Annotated in this window: 20 protein-coding genes; 8 read left to right on the top strand and 12 right to left on the bottom strand. The window is 58.0% G+C overall.

Features of this window, described 5'->3' with window-relative positions:
- Positions 1 to 226 precede the first annotated feature (226 nt).
- Positions 227 to 853 carry a TIGR01841 family phasin gene (gene phaP, locus ABIE49_RS29965; protein WP_192738463.1) on the bottom strand — a complete coding sequence of 209 codons (627 nt, stop codon included), beginning with the start codon at positions 851 to 853 and terminating at the stop codon, positions 227 to 229.
- A 208-nt stretch (positions 854 to 1,061) separates the two neighbouring features.
- Here phaP and ABIE49_RS29970 point away from each other — a divergent pair, with 208 nt between their 5' ends.
- The gene (locus tag ABIE49_RS29970) at positions 1,062 to 2,057 is read left to right on the top strand and encodes an alpha/beta fold hydrolase (RefSeq protein WP_192738464.1); all 996 of its coding nucleotides are present in this window, start codon (positions 1,062 to 1,064) and stop codon (positions 2,055 to 2,057) included.
- 428 nt (positions 2,058 to 2,485) lie between these two features.
- Positions 2,486 to 2,953, top strand: a complete 468-nt coding sequence (locus tag ABIE49_RS29975) for a low affinity iron permease family protein (RefSeq protein WP_354067065.1) — start codon at positions 2,486 to 2,488, stop codon at positions 2,951 to 2,953.
- Between the two features lie 156 nt (positions 2,954 to 3,109).
- Here the strand turns inward: ABIE49_RS29975 and ABIE49_RS29980 are convergent, their stop codons facing one another.
- The 5 genes from ABIE49_RS29980 to ABIE49_RS30000 form a co-directional block, all read right to left on the bottom strand.
- Positions 3,110 to 3,556, bottom strand: a complete 447-nt coding sequence (locus ABIE49_RS29980; protein WP_192738465.1) for a hypothetical protein — start codon at positions 3,554 to 3,556, stop codon at positions 3,110 to 3,112.
- 351 nt (positions 3,557 to 3,907) lie between these two features.
- Entirely contained in the window at positions 3,908 to 4,114 is a 207-nt protein-coding gene (locus ABIE49_RS29985) for a hypothetical protein (protein ID WP_192738466.1), read from the bottom strand.
- Between the two features lie 1,043 nt (positions 4,115 to 5,157).
- Positions 5,158 to 5,349 carry a hypothetical protein gene (locus ABIE49_RS29990; RefSeq protein ID WP_192738467.1) on the bottom strand — a complete coding sequence of 64 codons (192 nt, stop codon included), beginning with the start codon at positions 5,347 to 5,349 and terminating at the stop codon, positions 5,158 to 5,160.
- Between the two features lie 25 nt (positions 5,350 to 5,374).
- A complete protein-coding gene (locus tag ABIE49_RS29995; protein WP_192738468.1) occupies positions 5,375 to 5,614 on the bottom strand; it encodes a hypothetical protein in 240 nt (79 codons plus the stop codon).
- Between the two features lie 81 nt (positions 5,615 to 5,695).
- Positions 5,696 to 5,881, bottom strand: coding sequence for a hypothetical protein (locus tag ABIE49_RS30000; RefSeq protein ID WP_192738469.1), 186 nt, complete (start codon positions 5,879 to 5,881; stop codon positions 5,696 to 5,698).
- 666 nt (positions 5,882 to 6,547) lie between these two features.
- Between ABIE49_RS30000 and ABIE49_RS30010 the strand changes: the two genes are divergently transcribed.
- Positions 6,548 to 6,799 carry a DUF2934 domain-containing protein gene (locus ABIE49_RS30010; RefSeq protein WP_192738470.1) on the top strand — a complete coding sequence of 84 codons (252 nt, stop codon included), beginning with the start codon at positions 6,548 to 6,550 and terminating at the stop codon, positions 6,797 to 6,799.
- 76 nt (positions 6,800 to 6,875) lie between these two features.
- On the opposite strand, the gene ABIE49_RS30015 is transcribed toward ABIE49_RS30010, so the two are convergent.
- On the bottom strand, positions 6,876 to 7,199 hold the full coding sequence (locus ABIE49_RS30015) for a hypothetical protein (protein WP_354067068.1): 324 nt from the start codon (positions 7,197 to 7,199) through the stop codon (positions 6,876 to 6,878).
- A 298-nt stretch (positions 7,200 to 7,497) separates the two neighbouring features.
- Between ABIE49_RS30015 and ABIE49_RS30020 the strand changes: the two genes are divergently transcribed.
- Together ABIE49_RS30020 and ABIE49_RS30025 are read left to right on the top strand one after the other, a co-directional pair.
- The gene (locus tag ABIE49_RS30020) at positions 7,498 to 9,018 is read left to right on the top strand and encodes an ATPase domain-containing protein (RefSeq protein WP_192738471.1); all 1,521 of its coding nucleotides are present in this window, start codon (positions 7,498 to 7,500) and stop codon (positions 9,016 to 9,018) included.
- Positions 9,019 to 9,109: 91 nt separating this feature from the next.
- A complete protein-coding gene (locus ABIE49_RS30025) occupies positions 9,110 to 10,675 on the top strand; it encodes an ATP-binding protein (RefSeq protein ID WP_354067069.1) in 1,566 nt (521 codons plus the stop codon).
- A gap of 1,010 nt (positions 10,676 to 11,685) precedes the next feature.
- On the opposite strand, the gene ABIE49_RS30030 is transcribed toward ABIE49_RS30025, so the two are convergent.
- The 3 genes from ABIE49_RS30030 to ABIE49_RS30040 form a co-directional block, all read right to left on the bottom strand.
- Positions 11,686 to 11,880, bottom strand: coding sequence for a hypothetical protein (locus ABIE49_RS30030; RefSeq protein WP_192738473.1), 195 nt, complete (start codon positions 11,878 to 11,880; stop codon positions 11,686 to 11,688).
- Positions 11,881 to 12,798: 918 nt separating this feature from the next.
- Positions 12,799 to 13,626 carry an ATP-dependent DNA ligase gene (locus ABIE49_RS30035; protein WP_354067071.1) on the bottom strand — a complete coding sequence of 276 codons (828 nt, stop codon included), beginning with the start codon at positions 13,624 to 13,626 and terminating at the stop codon, positions 12,799 to 12,801.
- A 54-nt stretch (positions 13,627 to 13,680) separates the two neighbouring features.
- Complete coding sequence (locus ABIE49_RS30040; RefSeq protein WP_354067072.1) at positions 13,681 to 13,992, bottom strand: hypothetical protein; 312 nt, start codon at positions 13,990 to 13,992, stop codon at positions 13,681 to 13,683.
- A gap of 351 nt (positions 13,993 to 14,343) precedes the next feature.
- Between ABIE49_RS30040 and ABIE49_RS30045 the strand changes: the two genes are divergently transcribed.
- Complete coding sequence (locus ABIE49_RS30045; RefSeq protein WP_192738474.1) at positions 14,344 to 14,550, top strand: hypothetical protein; 207 nt, start codon at positions 14,344 to 14,346, stop codon at positions 14,548 to 14,550.
- Between the two features lie 445 nt (positions 14,551 to 14,995).
- On the opposite strand, the gene ABIE49_RS30050 is transcribed toward ABIE49_RS30045, so the two are convergent.
- Both ABIE49_RS30050 and ABIE49_RS30055 read right to left on the bottom strand, forming a co-directional pair.
- Complete coding sequence (locus ABIE49_RS30050) at positions 14,996 to 15,274, bottom strand: hypothetical protein (RefSeq protein ID WP_192738475.1); 279 nt, start codon at positions 15,272 to 15,274, stop codon at positions 14,996 to 14,998.
- Complete coding sequence (locus ABIE49_RS30055; protein WP_192738476.1) at positions 15,271 to 15,714, bottom strand: hypothetical protein; 444 nt, start codon at positions 15,712 to 15,714, stop codon at positions 15,271 to 15,273. Before ABIE49_RS30055 ends, ABIE49_RS30050 begins: the two co-directional genes overlap by 4 nt.
- On the opposite strand from ABIE49_RS30055, the gene ABIE49_RS30060 reads away from it, so the two are divergent.
- Positions 15,692 to 16,201 carry a hypothetical protein gene (locus ABIE49_RS30060; RefSeq protein ID WP_192738477.1) on the top strand — a complete coding sequence of 170 codons (510 nt, stop codon included), beginning with the start codon at positions 15,692 to 15,694 and terminating at the stop codon, positions 16,199 to 16,201. The genes ABIE49_RS30055 and ABIE49_RS30060 overlap by 23 nt on opposite strands.
- Positions 16,202 to 17,084: 883 nt before the next feature.
- The gene (locus tag ABIE49_RS30065) at positions 17,085 to 17,252 is read left to right on the top strand and encodes a hypothetical protein (protein ID WP_192738478.1); all 168 of its coding nucleotides are present in this window, start codon (positions 17,085 to 17,087) and stop codon (positions 17,250 to 17,252) included.
- The last annotated feature ends 158 nt before the right edge of the window (positions 17,253 to 17,410 follow it).

Raw genomic sequence — 17,410 nt, forward strand, 5'->3', positions numbered from 1 at the left:
TCTCGTGGTTGTTTTCGACCGCTATCATTGAGCGCGAGCCGTCCCGCACAAAAGACCAATGGTCGAATATCTGCCCGTTAAACAGTTGATCGCCCCCGAACTTACTTTCATCCGGCGATTAGAATCGTGGCGGGGCCGACTGAGTGAAGCCGGCCCCTCTGACCCATTTGAATACCACACGCCTCGCATGGTGCTGGCGACTGACTGGCCCTTCTTATCACCATATCTAAGCAGCACGCCTGCTTTCTTCCATATTCTTTTTGATCTGTTTTCCGGTTTCGTCAGCCATTTTCAGCGACAAGTCGGCTATGCGACGGCTGCTCTCCAGAGCGGTTTCGATGGTCTCCCGCACCACGTCGGTTTGTACGGCCGCGAGCTCCTGGGGAGTTCGACAGGTCCACAACTGGTTCATACGGTCCATACTTTTCTCGACTTGATGCCGAACCATCTGAAAGTATTCTCGAGACACCCCATCCATAGCTCTGGCGGCGGCGGTACCTGTGTAGAGTATTGTTTGCGCGTTGCGGGCGGAACGTTCCGTTGCCTCTTCCATCCCTTCTCCTGATAAGCCGAGCGTGCGACCAAATTGGTCGGTGGACCGTCCCATGACCGCGGTCGCCGCTTCCAGGCCAAAGCGCAATGCATTCTGTAACGTCTCGGCGTTTTGCTTGAGCAGGTTCGCACTTGCCCGAGCCACTTCCTCCCCGGCATCAGCCGCCGCTTGCCCAACACGCGCCGTTTGATCGGCCGCTGCTTGTCCAATGCGGCTGGTATGCTCAGCAGCCCGCTCGCCGCCGCGGTGGACCGCATCTTCCATGCCCTGCCTAAGTTTATCTTCGCGTGGGTTTGTCATCATTGTTCTCCGATGATTGCAGGTTGACGATTTGCCCCAGCTTCGTGTCGAGCAACGCGATCTGCGTGCGACCGTTCCAGGCCCGCGGGTTTTTTCCATGAGTGCGCTATGCCCCTTAGGAACGACGGCCATATGTCCCGGTTATGCCGCAGGCTGGCTTTTGCTCGGCATACCTCGGTTGCCTATTCACGTCGGGAGGCATAGCAAAATGCTCTCTGTTGAACTTGTCTTCGTCGTTATGGTGGGCATGCTTCTTTTGGTGATCGGGAATGTTGCGTTCTCGCTCGTGGCGGAACGACGGAATCCACCTATCGGCAGTTTCATCGACTGCGAAGGCGTGCGCCTCCATTACCTGGAGCGTGGTGATAAGACGGCCCCGCCCGTCGTGCTGTTTCATGGCAACGGCTCGCTGATGCAGGATCTCATCATCAGCGGTCTGGTGGACATGCTTGCTCGCCGCAACCGCGTTCTATGCTTTGATCGGCCGGGCTTTGGTTACAGTCAACGGCCCCGCCCGCGCGTCTGGACTGCGACGTCCCAAGCGGCGCTGTTCGTGAATGCTCTGCATCAGCTCGGTGTGCGCGATCCTGTTGTGCTGGGCCATTCATGGGGTGCGCTGGTCGCTACCGCCATCGGATTGCAGGATAGCTACCCCGTCCGTGGTCTTGTGCTTGTGTCCGGCTATTACTTTCCAACGGCGCGCTGGGACTTCTGGATGATGTCCGGTCCCGCGGTGCCGGTGTTGGGTGATATCATGCGCTACACGGTAGCGCCGGTTGTCTCATGGGCCATTTTGCCTGCGCTACTTCGCAAAATATTTGCGCCTTGCTCCGTTCCTGGCAAATTCAAAGATAACTTTCCAGCCGCCCTGACGTGCCGGCCGAAGCAACTGAGGGCGGCCGCCGAGGAAAGCGCGCTTCTCATTCCGGAAGCGACGCGACTTCAGTCGCACTATTCAAGCATTCGGTGCCCAATTCATATTTTTCACGGCGCAGAGGACCACCTCATCGAACCCGAACAGGCGCGACGTCTATACAGGGTACTTCGTCGGTCCAACCTGCACCTCGTGAATGATGCAGGGCACATGGCGACTTATGCCGACGGTGACGCCATTGTGGAGGCTGTCGATAGCCTGAGGGTGGAGCAGCCGATCATCATCTCGTCGCCGCATGAAGACGCCCGCGCGGACCAAGTAATCGAATGAACGAAGCGAAACCGTTGTTCGGCAACCAGCCCGGGTGCTGGCGCGGGCGGGACGCCGGTGCATTTTCAATTCTACTAAGGGCCGAAAAGCCGAGGTCAGCTCGATTCTAACGTTTGTTCACCAATAATTGCGTCGTGGTCGTCGCCTTACCGGGCTTGTAGTCGCGTAGTTCAAAAGCCGTCCCCGATCGGCCCGGAGGCGGCTTTTTGTTTTTATCCGGGACGCGCGAGATGCACGCAAGTTTTTCAGATCACGGAAGCGCCGTGCAGCCCGAGTCTCAAGGGCGGGAGTGGAACCCGACAGACCGAGTTCCGTTGAACGTTTTACGTGGGCCGGGCCCATCGAGTGAAGGGGCGCCGTCTTCTCGCGCCGCTTGCGCGGCGGACGTTGAGAAACGGGCGCAGGCGATTGGACAGCGGGAACGCAAAATGAGCAAGGATATGAGAAACAGCAAAGCAATTGAGAAGTTCGGGTTTTCGAAAATCTTTGGTGATATCGCGACCCACATCTCGCAAACCGCCGGGCGAGCCACCACTTTCTTGTGCGCGGCCCTGATCATCGTCATCTGGGCGGTGACCGGGCCGATCTTTAACTATTCGGATACGTGGCAGCTGATTATCAACACAGGCACGACCATCGTGACTTTTCTGATGGTGTTCCTTATCCAGAATTCCCAAAATCGTGACAGTGCTGCTATCCAGGTCAAGCTTGACGAACTGATCCGGGTCAGCACCGCGCATAATTCATTCGTCGGCATCGAGCATCTAACGGACGAGGAGCTCGAAAATATCAGGAAAACCTGTGAAAGCCGCGCGGCTGCGGAGGAGGCGGGCGATGACGCGGTCAAACGAACAGGGCGAAAGGCGCGCAAAGCCGCCGACCAGATCACTGCCTGAATCGAGCAGGGTTCTGCGCGCAGTGGCCTGCAATGGACGTCTCTGGTAGGGCAGTTGACTTGAAGGCTTGGCAATCGTCGCAAATTCGCAGCCGCCGCGCGCCAGATTCGCAAAACGGCCTCGGTGCGGAGAACCACCACTGAACGCGCGCTGGTGTCAACGCCGAGCTTTTTTTGTCCCGTCATGGGCCGCGAGGGTGGCACGACCCTTTTTTGTGACCATCATCTGGTAGCGTGGGTCCTTTATGGCATTCGCTGCGTCGGCAATTAGGTTCAATCGGACCAACGCCCACAGGGCTTTGCTGCCGCATGGTCCGGTGAGCGTGTAAGCGCTGCCGGTGTGCATCCGATAGACCTCACCCCGCGCCGTGGCTTGCAGCGCAAGGTATTGGGCATCTGTTAGATTGTGTCGCGATGAACTGCGCGTTTTTACCGGCGGCGGCCGCAAGAGCCGGTCGATTTTCATTCGAACTCGTTTATCCGCCAGTTGTTCGAGACTACACTTCGTCTTGCCGGTTCTGATCACCGCGCCGATACGAAATTGGTACTTCCAGGCGCCGGGTTCGATCATTTCAATTTCGTATTCTATGCCCTTATGGACCATCGCCGGCTCTTACACGAAAAGCATCCACAGGCAGCCGGCCGACACGGCTGCGAGCCATGCGATCATTGCGCGGATGAGGACAATGTTGCGACTCATCGCCGGATTTTAGCGCGGCGGTTCGATATGAATATTGACCCATAGGACAGGGATGGCGCGAGTTCCGACTGCCGTGACCTTACTTCGGTTGATGTTCAAGCCGGATCACGAAGCGGTCGCCGCTCCAAAGCTCAATATCGAAGCCATCTACCAGGTGCTTGGCCCAAACAATAGCCTCTCTATCGTCGGCGCATCTGAACGCGCGGGACGCAGTAATATGGCCGTCTTCACCGACCGTATAAGCCCGGTACTCTTTCACTTCGGCGGTGCCAGTCCGGGAGATGAAAGCCAGGCGTGCATGCTTAAAGCCGTTTCGGCTTGGTGCGCCCGGCGCAATAGATGTTCCCTGGCGAGGCTACCGGCGGGTTCTTTCTTGGCGGCTTCCTTGAACCTAATTGCCTCTTGCGCGAGCCGCTCTTCAAAGGTGGTCTTGTGCTTGATCCGCAATCGTCGTTGTTTCATGGCGCGGTCCTCCACTTTCGATGCCACGTTAAATTAATTTCTCCCTCGGTTTCTTGTCTGTCCGGCACCGGACTCAAGTCACGCGAACGCGATTGTCCGCATCGACCTGGCCTAATGGGCCCCCACCAGGTCGCCGCCGGTTCGCACCAGGTCGCCGAGCGCGAGGGCTTACTTTGCAAAAATCACGAAAATTATCAGTAGCAGCGGCGGGAGCATTCCCAACGCGACAATCGCGATTTGAAACAGCCGGTCTTTCCCCATTGATCGAGCTCATGAGCGCCGGTGGTTTCCAGGATGGTGCATTTGCAAAGCCGACGAATGTTGTCGCATCGCCTGGTGGATGTTCAAAACCGCGAACTTGGCCGCATCCGCGGTGCAAGCCACCAGGCTTGCCATGCTCAACCAGTCGGCCCGTTCGCCGAGCTTCTGTCGGATCTCGGTTTCCAGCGCGACGAGCGATGGATCACGTGCTGGTTCCGCTGCCGCCCCGTCGGGGCCATTGCCGAGCCGCTTGCCTGTCTGTCGTGGCGGGCCGAGCGCGTCAGCGCGCTGGCGAGGCCCGTCTGGCTCGGTGTAGGTCTCCCTCTTTTTTGTTCTATGTTCTCTGTTCGGGTGCCCCCGCGTGTATTGGTTTAGGCCCTCGGAGGCCTTCAGAGTGCAGGTTTCGGTCGGGGCTTCTTTCGCTTGGAAAGGGTGCACCCGTGTGTAGCGTTAAAGTAAATCCCCTCATTTTCAAGAGAGCAAGCCGGCATTCAATCGACGCTTCGGAGCGTTTGAGGCTTTTTGCAATCACCGCGAGCGACTTTCTCGCTAGGCGCGGATGTCCGGAGCGACTTTTTCTCCTTGAATCCCTCTGGAAACGAGAAGCGCCTTCAATCATGCACTACCGATGCGTTTTCCGCGCTGTAACCGCATAACAGGCGAAGATCAGAATTGCCGCGACGGCCATCAAAGCGATGAACTTTTCCATTAGGAATGTGCTTTGGATGCGTCGGAGCGACCCGGCGCGAGCAGAGTGCGATCGGACGATCCTCTCAAGACCTTCACACAGTTCGCAAGCCGTTACGCGCCTTCATGCGCTTAAGCGCGGCGGTCAAGTCCGGTCGATCCAGCACCATGACAAGCCGGTGAATTGTGCTGGCCGGATGGTGCAGCGCGCCGGGCGCAAAGTGTTCTGTGAGGATGCGCTGGGCTTCCTCCATTGCGTCGACGACAAGGTCGCGATCCGTGCTCATAGACTCCGCTTACTGCCCTGTAGGTTCACTCGTCGTCTGCGTCGAAAGGCGGACTCCGTGTGTCCACGACCCTGCCGTCCTGCGCCAGGGGAACATAGATGCAGGAGCGACCTTGGCGATCAGTCACCTTGATCGCTTGCGGCATCGTATCGTCATACTCACCACCATGGTCCATAGTTTCAAACCGCAGGTCCTTGCCATCGAGCGTGGGGTCTTGCGGACGATCTTCGGCTGCCAACCGTTTAAACCGACCCATGAGCCTCATCGACCACATCTCCAGCCCGCAGTTTCCGGAACCGATAAATAGCGATCCCTCCAGTTGGTTCCTGACAGGCCGCATAAGCATTTAGGAGACCGGCTCCATGACCCGTTGCATCGCCGGGTGCTGCCGGTTCTTGACCTTGGTCCAGCTCGGAGACCTGCCGGAGCGGTAGATGCTGTCGCGCCATTTCGACACCAGCCCGCCCCAGCCCGGACTTGCAGGCGTGTCGGAAAGCGGGTCGGAATGCACGGTTCGAAGGGGGGAAGGCATGCAGCCTTCACCTAGGGCCGCCAACCCGAATGATACGGATTTTCCTCCAGCGGTCGGGGGCACCGTTCGGCTGGAGGCTTCGGATCGACACGCTTCCCAATCGATCGTTCCAAAAAATTGTTAAATGCAGAGAGTAATGCGTAAGGAAATCCGCCGGGGGCAGTTACCGGCGGGTTTTTCTTGGCCTCTAGGAACCAACCGGTGCCGTCTGAATCGATTCCCTGCTCCCGGTATGCCCCTAACCCCCAACCGGGAGAAAACCCCCACTGGGTTGGCGGCCTTGGTGCGGCGTGGCGTTCTCCGCGCAGGGCCGTTTGTGACGATGGTGCGCAGGCGGGCTACCCCCTTGCGGACTTTACTGCCTCAATCATCGCCAACTCAACCTGATCGGCAAGGGTTGATAGATGCAAGGCCAGCCGGTCAAATAGATCCCGCTTTGCCGGGTCCGTGGCAAGGTCGCTAATCAGTCGGCATTCGGCGGCGTCGGTCCGGAGCTTGTCTAGGCGGGCTTGATAGTCGTGCATGTGGGAGTCTCGACGTGTTTATGCAGGCATATTATCGGGGCGTAGCGCCGCGAACAGAAGTGAAAACAGCCTGTCCCTCGCTCACCTAGGCGTAATGAACAATCCGCGCCCGTGCCCGTCTTATATTGGACGGAGGATGGCCATGGAACAGCTCGAGGACCCCCGCGACCTAGAGCGCAAGATCGAACAGGCGAGCCGAATTGCCTCTCGCGTGACAGATCAGACGACCTATCAGCGGCTTACCGCTTGGGTCGAAGAGCTAAGACAGAGGCTACGGCAGCGCCTCGCGGCGAGACGTACTAAAGAAGAAATCAGGGCGCGCGCCCACGATCTCTGGGTGCAACACGGGCGCCCGAGTGGGCGGGATTTGGACTTTTGGCTGCAGGCCGAATAGGAACTAAGAGAGCGTGAAGCGAGTAGGCGCCGCCGAGGGCCTTGAACGCGCGGGCGGCGTGTGAGCCGATCACCCCTCAAGAAAACGCAGCCTCGGCCGCAGCATGGCGGGAGAGGCGGGGTTTTTGCTCTTCACCCAGTTTGGCGACCGGCCCGGCCGGTAAGCTCGATCGTGCAGCTTGGACACCAAGCCCTCGAGTCCCATCAGCCAAGTAAAATCGACCAACGGTCGACATAAAGGCCGCGACCCGGCCGGCCGCTGGCGGTTGCTCCGGTTCGGAGCCGAGCCCGAGCTCTTCAGGCACGCTGCCTGATTGCCGACGAGTAGACACATTCATTGTGACCACTTCGGCCGGAGCGCTCAGGTTTGGACAATGGCCGGTCGCCTTCAGCACGGTCATCCGGCTGCCAGGAATGTTGCGCTCGCATCGGTTTTGCCGCGGACGACCAGCCCGGCTCTTTGGCAGCTTACCGCATCAACCAGCGCGGAAGGGCTTGGGCAAAAAGTGCTTCCAGAAAATTCATTCAGCGGATGACGATCTGATCGTGCCGAAGGCACCGCTTCAATTGATCAGTACGGTAAAAACGCATCAGATTTCTCCTCTGGGGACGTATTACGTTGCCTGATCAAGGAGTTAGATATGGAACTCTCGGGGCAAAAACTAGTTGCTTATGCACTTTGCGAGATGGGGAGCTATTATGATCCAGGATAAGGAGCTGCTTGATGAACTAGAGCTTCCGAAAATCTCCACCGGAAATTCCGGTCTGGATGACATTCTCGGCGGCGGCATCGACCCTGAGAGGATGTACCTGTATGAAGGGCAACCCGGCTCAGGCAAGACCACGCTCGCGCTTGAATTCCTGCTGGAGGGCGTTCGCAGAAGCCAGCCCACACTTTACATCACGCTCTCGGAGACCGAGCGCGAACTGCGACTCGTTGCGAAGCGTCACGGCTGGTCTCTCGAAGGAATCACGATCTTCGAGTTGATCCCGGCAGAGGCCAGCCTGGATCCGACCCAGGAACTCACCGTGCTTCATCCTGCCGAGATGGAGCTCAGCGAAACCACGCAAATGATCTTTGATCGGGTCGAAGCCCTGGGCCCTGGCCGCATCGTGCTGGACAGCCTTTCGGAGCTTCGGCTCTTGGCACAAAGCCCGCTTAGATATCGTCGCCAGATCCTTGCGCTCAAACACTTCTTTTCTGGTCGCAGGTCCACGGTTGTCCTGCTCGACGACCTCTCATCACAGCAGAACGATCTGCAACTGCATTCGATTGTCCACGGGGTCGTTTTGCTAGAGCAATTGGCCATCGATTACGGCGCGCAGCGGCGCCGGCTTCGGGTCGTGAAGATGCGAGGTATCGATTTCAAGGGTGGATTTCACGACTTCACCATCCGACATGGCGGCCTCCGGATCTATCCCCGGCTCGTCGCTGCCGAACATCATAAGGAGTTCGATACAGAGGCGGTCTTGAGCGGAAACGCCGAGCTCGACTTGATGCTGGGTGGTGGTTTGGAGCGTGGAACGAACGTGCTGCTCATCGGCGCCGCCGGCGTCGGAAAATCATCGCTAGCGCTTACTTACGTTATCGCGGCTGCATCTCGGAACGAGCGTTCCGCAATTTTCGCCTTCGACGAAGGGCGCGGCACGATGAGCGCACGCGCCAAGACCTTGGGGCTTCCGCTTCAGGAGGGCCTCGAGAATGGCCTAATCGAGGTCCATCAGATCGACCCTGCTGAAATGGCGCCCGGCGAGTTCGCCGATGCCGTTCGACGGAGTGTAGAGGTCGGAAATGCGCAAGTGGTGATCATCGACAGTCTTAATGGTTATCTCAACTCGATGCCTGACGAGCGGTTTTTGATCCTGCAGATGCACGAACTGCTGAGCTATCTCAGTCAGCGAGGCGTATCGACTATTCTGGTACTGGCGCAACATGGCCTGGTCGGACCAATGGATACCCCGCTCGATATCAGCTATCTCGCCGACGGCGTGCTGATGCTGCGTTATTTCGAATTTGACGGCAGCGTGCGCCGCGCACTGTCGGTCGTGAAAAAACGAAGCGGCAATCACGAACATACAATTCGGGAATTCAAGCTCAGCAGCCAAGGCATTACCGTCGGACCTCCACTCAAAGGGTTCAGCGGCATTTTCAGCGGCACGCCGATCTACAAAGGGGAGGAGACACCTCTGCTGTCTCAGGACGCCGATGGTCCGGGTTGAAACGCCAACAGGGGTGGCCCTGATCCTGATGCCCGTCGGTCGTGACTCGGCTACTGTAGCCGACCTAGTCGGAAGGACGGGCTTAAGCTCCGTGATTTGCAAGACGACGCAGGAGGTGGGGGATAATCTGGAACGCATCGTCGAGGTGGTGCTGTTGGCGGAGGAGGCCCTTTACGGCAGTAACATTTTCGTTCTGGAAGAATGGGTAGACCGTCAACCGCCGTGGTCTGATCAACCATTTATCGTTCTGACTAACCATAATGAAGGTCCTAAGTTTTCAGCTTTCCGGCGAGAAGTTGTGAAGCGCCTGCGCAATGTCGCCTTCCTTGAGCGTCCATTGCAGGCCATCACGCTTCAGACGACTGTTGTTTCTGCCGAACGCGCTCGAAGGCGGCAATATGAAGCACGCGCTTATCTTGAAAATCAACGCGACGCGGCGCAGGTGCTCGAACGCTTGGTGGCTGAGAGAACCGCGGACCTTGAGCGGGCGAATCGCCAACTACGTGAAGAAATAGCGGGTCGCGAGCGGGCCCAGGCAGCGTTGCTGCAGGCGCAAAAAATCGAGGCGTTGGGACAACTTGTCGGCGGTGTAGCGCATGACTTCAATAACCTGCTCATGGCTATCATTGGCAACCTTGACCTTCTTACAAAAAAATTGGGAGAGGACGCGCGGCTTCAGAGGCTTCTGAATGGCGCAATGGCAGGTGCCCAGCGCGGCGCCATTCTCACGCAAAGGCTGCTCGCATTTGCCCGCAAGCAGGAACTCAAGGCGCAGGCGACGGATGTCCGAAGGCTTGTCTCGGATATGCTCAATCTCATCGAGCGTTCGGTCGGACCGATGGTACGCGTCGAACTAAAGGCGGAGGATAGCCTGCCGGCCATCGATGTTGATCCCAACCAGCTCGAAATGGCGCTGCTTAATCTTGCCTTGAATGCGCGAGATGCCATGCTTTCTGGTGGAGTGCTCACGATAGGGCTGAGCTTGAAAGATGTGCATGATGACCATCATATTGGCATTTCGTCCGGACGATACGTCGAGCTTTCGGTTCAGGACACGGGCGTCGGCATGGACGCAGAGACTCTGGCGCGAGCCGTCGAGCCTTTCTTCTCGACTAAGGGGGTAGGTAAGGGCACCGGTTTAGGCCTTTCGATGGTATTCGGGTTGGCGCAACAATCCGGAGGCGCTTTGCGTCTGGAAAGCTCCCTATCGGGCGGAACAACCGTCAGGCTTTACCTGCCGATTGCGATGAAAGCTCCGGCGGTCCCCGGCCGCGCGCCGGTTACCCCTAAGCGATCGGCCTCAGCAAGGATACTGTTCGTGGACGACGATCCTCTGATTGCAGCCAGCACGGTCTCTCTCCTGGAAGATCTGGGCCACGATGTGATCGAAGCGCACTCGGCGCCAGAGGCGTTGCGGCTTCTAGAACGAGGATTGGTTCCGGACCTGCTAATAACGGATCACGCGATGCCGGGAATGACAGGTAGCGAACTCGCCCTTGAAGTGCGTCGCCGACATTCACGACTTCCCATCCTGCTTGCCACGGGATTTGCCGAGCTGGATGGCGACAAAGTGGCTGACCTCCCGCGGCTTGGTAAGCCCTATACGCTGGATCAACTCGCGAGCGAGATCGCGCGTCTACTCCCGCTCGAAAAGTAAGGGGATCAGATAGGCTTGGGCTAAAGGGCCAGCGACCAAGGTTCGCTCCCCTTGGTGGCGGACTTGGTCGACGCGTCGGCAGCGGGAGGCCGGCCTCGCGCATGGCGTATTTCCAAGCCGTCCAGGCGCGCTGGCGCCGATACTCGCTGAAATCAGCTTCCGTACATTTCGGGAGGTAGGCTTTCCATGCGACCTCGAAGCCCGCCCGCGCCTCCTCGAAGCTCGCCGAATAGCCGGAGCGGTTATGTCCGCGGTGTGATGCCGGGTAGAAGCCGACATCCCATCTCCATTGCTTGGCCTTGACTGGCAGGCCTGATTGAATCGCGATCGTGCCGACCTGAACGTCACCGTAAAAGATGTGCCAGCAATCAGAGCGTTCGGGGTGACGGTGGCGGGTGAGGGCGGACATAGCACTATTGAAGCGCTGCTCCGCAGCTAACGCAAATTATCAATCCCTTGGTGATCGGGACGGCGCCTAGATACAGCTCCTCGTGGTTCAAGCTCGATATAATCTTTGTGAATCGCACTAATGTTTTTATTGCCATCGAAGCGAACGCGGACGGTCCGGCTACGCGTTACCATGATGACGACCAGATAGGCCCCGATCCGACAGTCGGGAGTCGTTTCTGTGAAAAAAGTTGGGACGGGTTCGGTGCACAAAGTAACACAAGTACCAAATTCCATTTTGCGTCACGGAATCGAATTAATTTGCGTTGCGCCATCGCAGGATTAGCGTGGGTCTGACACCCCCTGCCGCCAGGGTGTGTTTCAATCGACGGCCCCAGCATGGTCCCCCTAGGCTGGGGCCGTTGCTTTTCACAGGCGGGGCTATGACCTCGGAGACGACAGGTTAAACCGGCCTATCCGGCGCGGCCCATCCCAAAGCTCGACCGGCCCATCTGCAACAATAGCCTTGGCGCGCTCGATCGCCTCGGCCTCGTCGGCGCAGTAAAGCTCGACCGAGCTGACGACTGCCCCCTCGAACGTCAGTATGAAGGCCAAGTATCGATTCACTCTTGCCCATCGTTCGCGAGAATTAATGAAAACTCGGCAATCGAATAGCGCTCGATGCCGTCGCTAATAGAAACATCGGAGAGCTTACTCACGACATGCCATTCTACCGCTTTGGCAAATGCTTCTTTCGCAGTTTCGGTAGTCGCGGAAACGAGATGATCGTCAACGTAGGCAGAGACTGAAAATGGCATGAACCAGTGATTCCGAATCGAAACTCCAGCATCTTCAGATAACGCGAAATCCCCCGTCCGGGGGGCTAGCGCGGACGGGGGCATTCCAAAGCGCTCCCGGCGGCGGCTTGGTGAGCGCCGGCCAAAAATCTAACGGCGGATTTTTTTGCTGGAAAGGAGATTTGGGGAAACTTGGTATTTGTACCGGGAACCAGTGGTCGCGCGCATCACTCAGTGAGGCAGCCTTCAAGGGCGTGATGGGACAGATCGCCTGCTCGGCACCTCGTTCCGAGAGGGCTGCGGATTCCTGTCACGAGCTTCCGGGCGCGTGGGCTCGGGTGTTCGGTTGAAGCGCACCATCCAAAAGGCAAGGCGCTGTAAACTTCGCTGCCATGCGGTCAGGCATGGTTCTGCCGGCGGATCGTCATCCACGAGCCGAGCGTACGGGAGGTGGGTTTACGATCAGTTTCCGGATTCGGGAAAACCTACCATGTGTCCACGGCCCGCGGGCCGGTTTGTTTGCTCGAGGTCTCAGCCTAGTCGCTCCAAACGCGTTCTCCGCACTGCTGGCAGTCGAACAAATGAATAACAACTCCGCTTTCAGCTTCCATGATCGTTTTAAGAAGCATGAGCCTCCCTCCGCAGAAGCGGCAGTCATGGTTTGATCGGTCCTGAGCAGTGGCAATCTTCTCAGCTCGAAACAGCTCCATGACGCCCTCCCTCAAAAAAGGGTAGGGTACCCATCGCCGGTTTCGTGAGGCGCAAATGGGCAACAAGTCCTCATAGTTAGAAGACGAAGATCAGTTGTCCACAGTCCAACCGACGCGCCATCAATGAGTTAAGTTACAAAGTGAACTTTGGCGCGCATTAGGACAATCGAATCGCGGCCGCGTCAGAACTGATCCATGACCCGGCTGAAGGCCGGGTGCTTGCGGTTCTTCACCTTGACCCAGTCGCAGGTTCGCGGCCGGTACCGCCGCTTCCGGTGCTTTGACACCAGGCCCTCGAGGCCCATGCGGCAGGCGGCGTCGAACAGCCCGGACCCGATTTCGCCCGCCTCGTACGGCGCGACGATATGCCTTCCCGCCGGCCCTTCAGCAGCTTGCCAAGCCTGGCCTTGCGTTCGAACAGCGGCACGTCCCGCAGGTCGTCGCCATCGATCGCGACCAGATCGAAGGCATAGAGCTGGGCTTCCTCGTTGTGCCGGTTCGAATGCAGGGCGTTGAAATCCGAGATGCCCTGCACGTCGAGGACGCAAATCTCGCCGTCGATGATGAACCGGGACTGCTTCATCTTCAGTGCCGTTTCCACGATGAACGGGAAGCGCCATGCCCAGTCGAGGCCACTCTTGGAAAGCAGTTTGATGTCACGGCCGTCGCGGACGATGCGCCCGCGGTAGCCGTCGTATTTGACTTCGTGAATCCAGTCGGTACCGGTCGGGACTGATTTTGCCAGAACAGGCTTGCAATACTCAAATTTGATCATGGCCGTGAAGATAGTATTTGCAGTTGGAATTGCGAGGCGGGCATTACAAGGAACCTTCTGATTGGTCGGGCTTTTAAAGCTTTGATGTGCAATCGGAGGAAGCGAAGTGGCAGTCAATAAACCGGTCGGGGACAAAGCCCGCAAGGGCGCCGTGAAGAAGCGCTCCCAGGTCAAGACAACTCTCGGAGGCGCGAGCGCCTGGACGAAGCGCAGCAGGAACAGCGGGGAGTTCATCGCCCTGAAGAAGCCGGGCAAAAAGAAAAAGGCCGCCAAAAAATTCAAGGGCGTTCGCGTCGAGAAGCGCGCGGTGAAAAAGAAAAAGGCTAAAAAGCGCAGTTAAATCTGAAGCGGTAGCGGCAGCTGCACGCCTATCTTGCGGCCGAGTTGGCCCTCGATGAAATCCTGCAGGCTGTCGGAAACCTCCCGGCCCTCGGCACTGACGCGCCGTTCCAGATCACGCGCGACGTCCTCGGACGCGTCGCGCGACCAGCCTTCGGACGGGTTGAAGGCAACAACCCGCAGCACGCGCGAATACTCGCCGCGGAGCAGGTCGGAGATCAGGGTCGCATAATCGACGCCTTCATCGGTCTCCCGGAACGCCGCGCCACTGCTGAAGTCCTCAAGAACGATATAAAAGTCCCGGTCCAAACGGTCTTGGAATGATCGACGGCGAACTCATACGCAACTCCATACGCCCCTGTCCAAGATAGGAGAGGACCCCGGATTTGCGAATCATCCGGACACGAAAACGGCCTCAGCTCGAGGGGGACGTAGCTGAGGCCGCTGCCTTTCGGGAGCGTGCCGGGGGCGGCCCGGCACTCGGTTTCAATCCGCCTCTAGCGCAAAGGTTCCTACGTCCCGCGCCGGGGTACTGGCCTGTTTAAGACGGCGATGTTGCCTCCCTATGTTCATCACCCAGAGTGAGTAACCCTAAGTTGGTAGACTCCAATTTTGGCCCGCCCTAAATGTGACGTTGGGTCACTCGGCGGGATGTCACACATGTTGGAATATCGCGCTTATTTGGTCGATAAGCATGGCCGTATTTGCCGCCGCGTTGATTTGATCTGCACAGATGAAGACGGCGCCAGAGCGCGCGCGAAGCTACTCGTTGACGGCCATGACGTTGAACTTTGGCATGGCACCACTAAGATCGCCACCTTCCACCATCTCAACGGGTACGTTGATCTACATCAACACGGGCGGTGATGACAGCGCCGCACGCTTCCGCGATCATGGATCGCGATACACTGTATTTCAGGCTTTCGCTGGGATGGCTTGTCGGGCTGACCGCTGCCGGGCTTACGTTGTGGCTGTTAGCTTGAGGCCGCCTCCGTTAGCGGCCTATTTCATTCTGACATCCCGCAGGAAATTCCACTTCGCATCAAAAGAAGCGGCCCCAGCGCTTTTGGGGAAGGAGCGCGCCGAGGCCGGAAATTGCCGTATCCACCATACATGTCGTCCTTTCGGACAGCCCATCAATTCCGGTCATTGCCAGTTGTTCCCGAAATCTGCGTGCGAATGTCGGCTAGCGGACAGACAAAGATCGGCCCAAGAAATTAGCGTTAGGGAGTTGCCAATCCAGGACGGTACTCGACTCTTTGATTGCTCGACCCCTCTCTAATTGCCCGGCCTTTGAGCCGGGCGTTTTTTATTAGTGGCCTATTTCGCATCTGGAGTGGCTTATTTCTTCCAGTACCCAGCGCTGAGCATCGGGACAGCGTAACCATGGCATCCGGTACCCGCGCGATATCGCCAGATCAAGCCCGGCCTTGTATTCGGCCGGAGTGGCGCGCTCCTGATACAGCATCGGCGCGTTTATCTTCTCTATATAAATCTTTCCGTCTACCGGCTCGGTCGCGTTGGCTATCTCCAGCAACTTGCGCGCGGCCTTTTCAGGGTCGGAATAGGGGCGGTCAGTGCTGAACTTCATGCTTGCTGCGAATCCATATGTACTTCGTGAACGTGACGGTCGGTTACCGCTATGTCGATCGCGGCGCCGCAGAAACAGCGTGCCTTTCCACTGGTTGATTGCGTCGGCAGTGGCAGGCCAGCGGCATACATGGCGTATTTCCATGCCGTCCAGGCTCGTTGGCGCCGGTACTCGTCGAAGTCGGCTTTTGTGCACCGTGGCAGATAGCCTTTCCATGCGGCTTCGAAGCCGGCCCGCGCCTCGTCAAAGCTTGGCGCGTAGCCAGTGCGGGAAAGACCGCGGCGTGAGGCCGGATAGAAACCCACGTCCCATCGCCATTGCTTCGCGTGCAACGGCAATCCCGACTGGATCGCTATCGTGCCGACCTGAACGTCACCGTAGTAGACGTGCCAGCAGTCGGAGCGTTCGGGGTTATCGATGTCTTGGGGCAAGATCGCCACGAAGGTACAGTTCCTAGTGGGTGTGGAAAAGATCCCGTCCGAGGAACGAAGGCCGCTGGTGCAAATTATCGCACCGGTGGCTGACAAGGATGTGCGGTATTCCAGCGATCTTTGGAGCTGGGCTCGCACATCCGATGGAGGAGCGGATATGAAGATGGTGACGATAGTTGTGGCCGTTTATCTCGGCACCTGTGCGCTGGCCTGCGCGCAAAGTTCGGCCGGCAGCGCAGCCGGATCGACCGGAGCGGGCGGCACGGCAGGCTCCACGCTTTCGAACGGAAACACCATCAGCGGTATCGGCGGATCGCCTGGCCCGAATACCTCGAATGCGCTCAACCGCGACTCGACGGGGAATAACCTCGGCGCGCCGCCAAACCGCCCCTCCGCTGGACCCGCTGCCACTCACGGCAATGCCGTGGATACCCCCGCAGCAAAAGCAGCCACGCAAAATTTTGGCAATACAGACGCGGGCGTTCTCAAGAAATAAGCGCAGGACCGACAGTGTCACCGCAGCCACATCATATACCGCGAGCCAACGAGGTGCCGTGTTGCAGAAGGTGAGCCTCACCCGTGGTCTCCTCCAGAAAAGCTGTATCCCGCGGGCAAGGTCCTTATCGCCAACATGGTGATGAAGGGCTGGATAAAGAAGCAGCCTGACGGGCGAACGTATTGCACAACAGCGGCAGGCGACGAGGCGTTGAAGGCAATTATTCCCGTGAAGTGATAAGCGGGGATTTCTAAGCATTGAGTATGCGACGGATGCAAGCATGTCGTGAGATCTCGCCCACGAAGCGCCGCGGCCAAACTGACCAGGTGCGCGCTTAACGCGCGAGGCGCCTATTCCTTTCGCTGGCGATCGCATTCTTGCTCGGCTTGTTCGTCACCCGGGGTGACGGGTCGCTTGTTGCAATTGATTTTGCTAAACCAACATTGGTCCGACCCGCGAACGCCTTGTGATCGCCGCCAGACAGCGGTCTGCGCACGATAGTGCCGCACCATGTGATGCGTCTTGCAGCCGAGACATTTGACTTCAAGATAGAAGCACCAGCGTTGAGCCTCGCCCTTGGGACAGGAAGTGGCAAGGCCGAGCACGCGTTTGTTCCAGACTTCGCATGCAGAGCCGATCCGAGATCCGTAAATCCTCTGCCGTGACTTGTTACCCACCGGGCTTGCAGCGGGTCGCGCGGTGCAAGCTTGCCGCTACGTGTTGCGTTGGACAGCAGGGGCGCCGCTAGGATCGAAAGCATTGGGCGATCGACGAGGCGCGAAGCACTTTGAGGCAAGAAAACGCAACCTATGGCTTTAATTTCGGCAAAGTTCCGCCCGGATTTCTAACCAAGATTCTTGTACTAACAGAACAGGGGGACGAAATGAAAGCAGCTGATTACGCGCGCATGGCGGAAGAGTGCTCTCAACAAGCCGACGCGATGCCACCAAGCCCAGAGCGCGATGCTCTGATTGAGAAAGTTCGGCAATATCGGTCCTACGCCAAAATGGACAACTGGGTCGCTTCTAAGGAGTTACAGCCGCCGGCTTAAAATCCGGGGCTTGATCCTAGTTTGTCTTCAACTCACTGCGCTTCCGCATGTAATAGCCCTGCCTCTGAACGGTGGACTTGATCTCGTGGCTAACGCTGGCGACCCGCCGCTTTCTCTTTGCCATCTCCCCGACGCGTCACCTAGAGGTATCGACGATC

The organism is Bradyrhizobium sp. OAE829, from assembly GCF_040546575.1.
GTDB lineage: Bacteria > Pseudomonadota > Alphaproteobacteria > Rhizobiales > Xanthobacteraceae > Bradyrhizobium.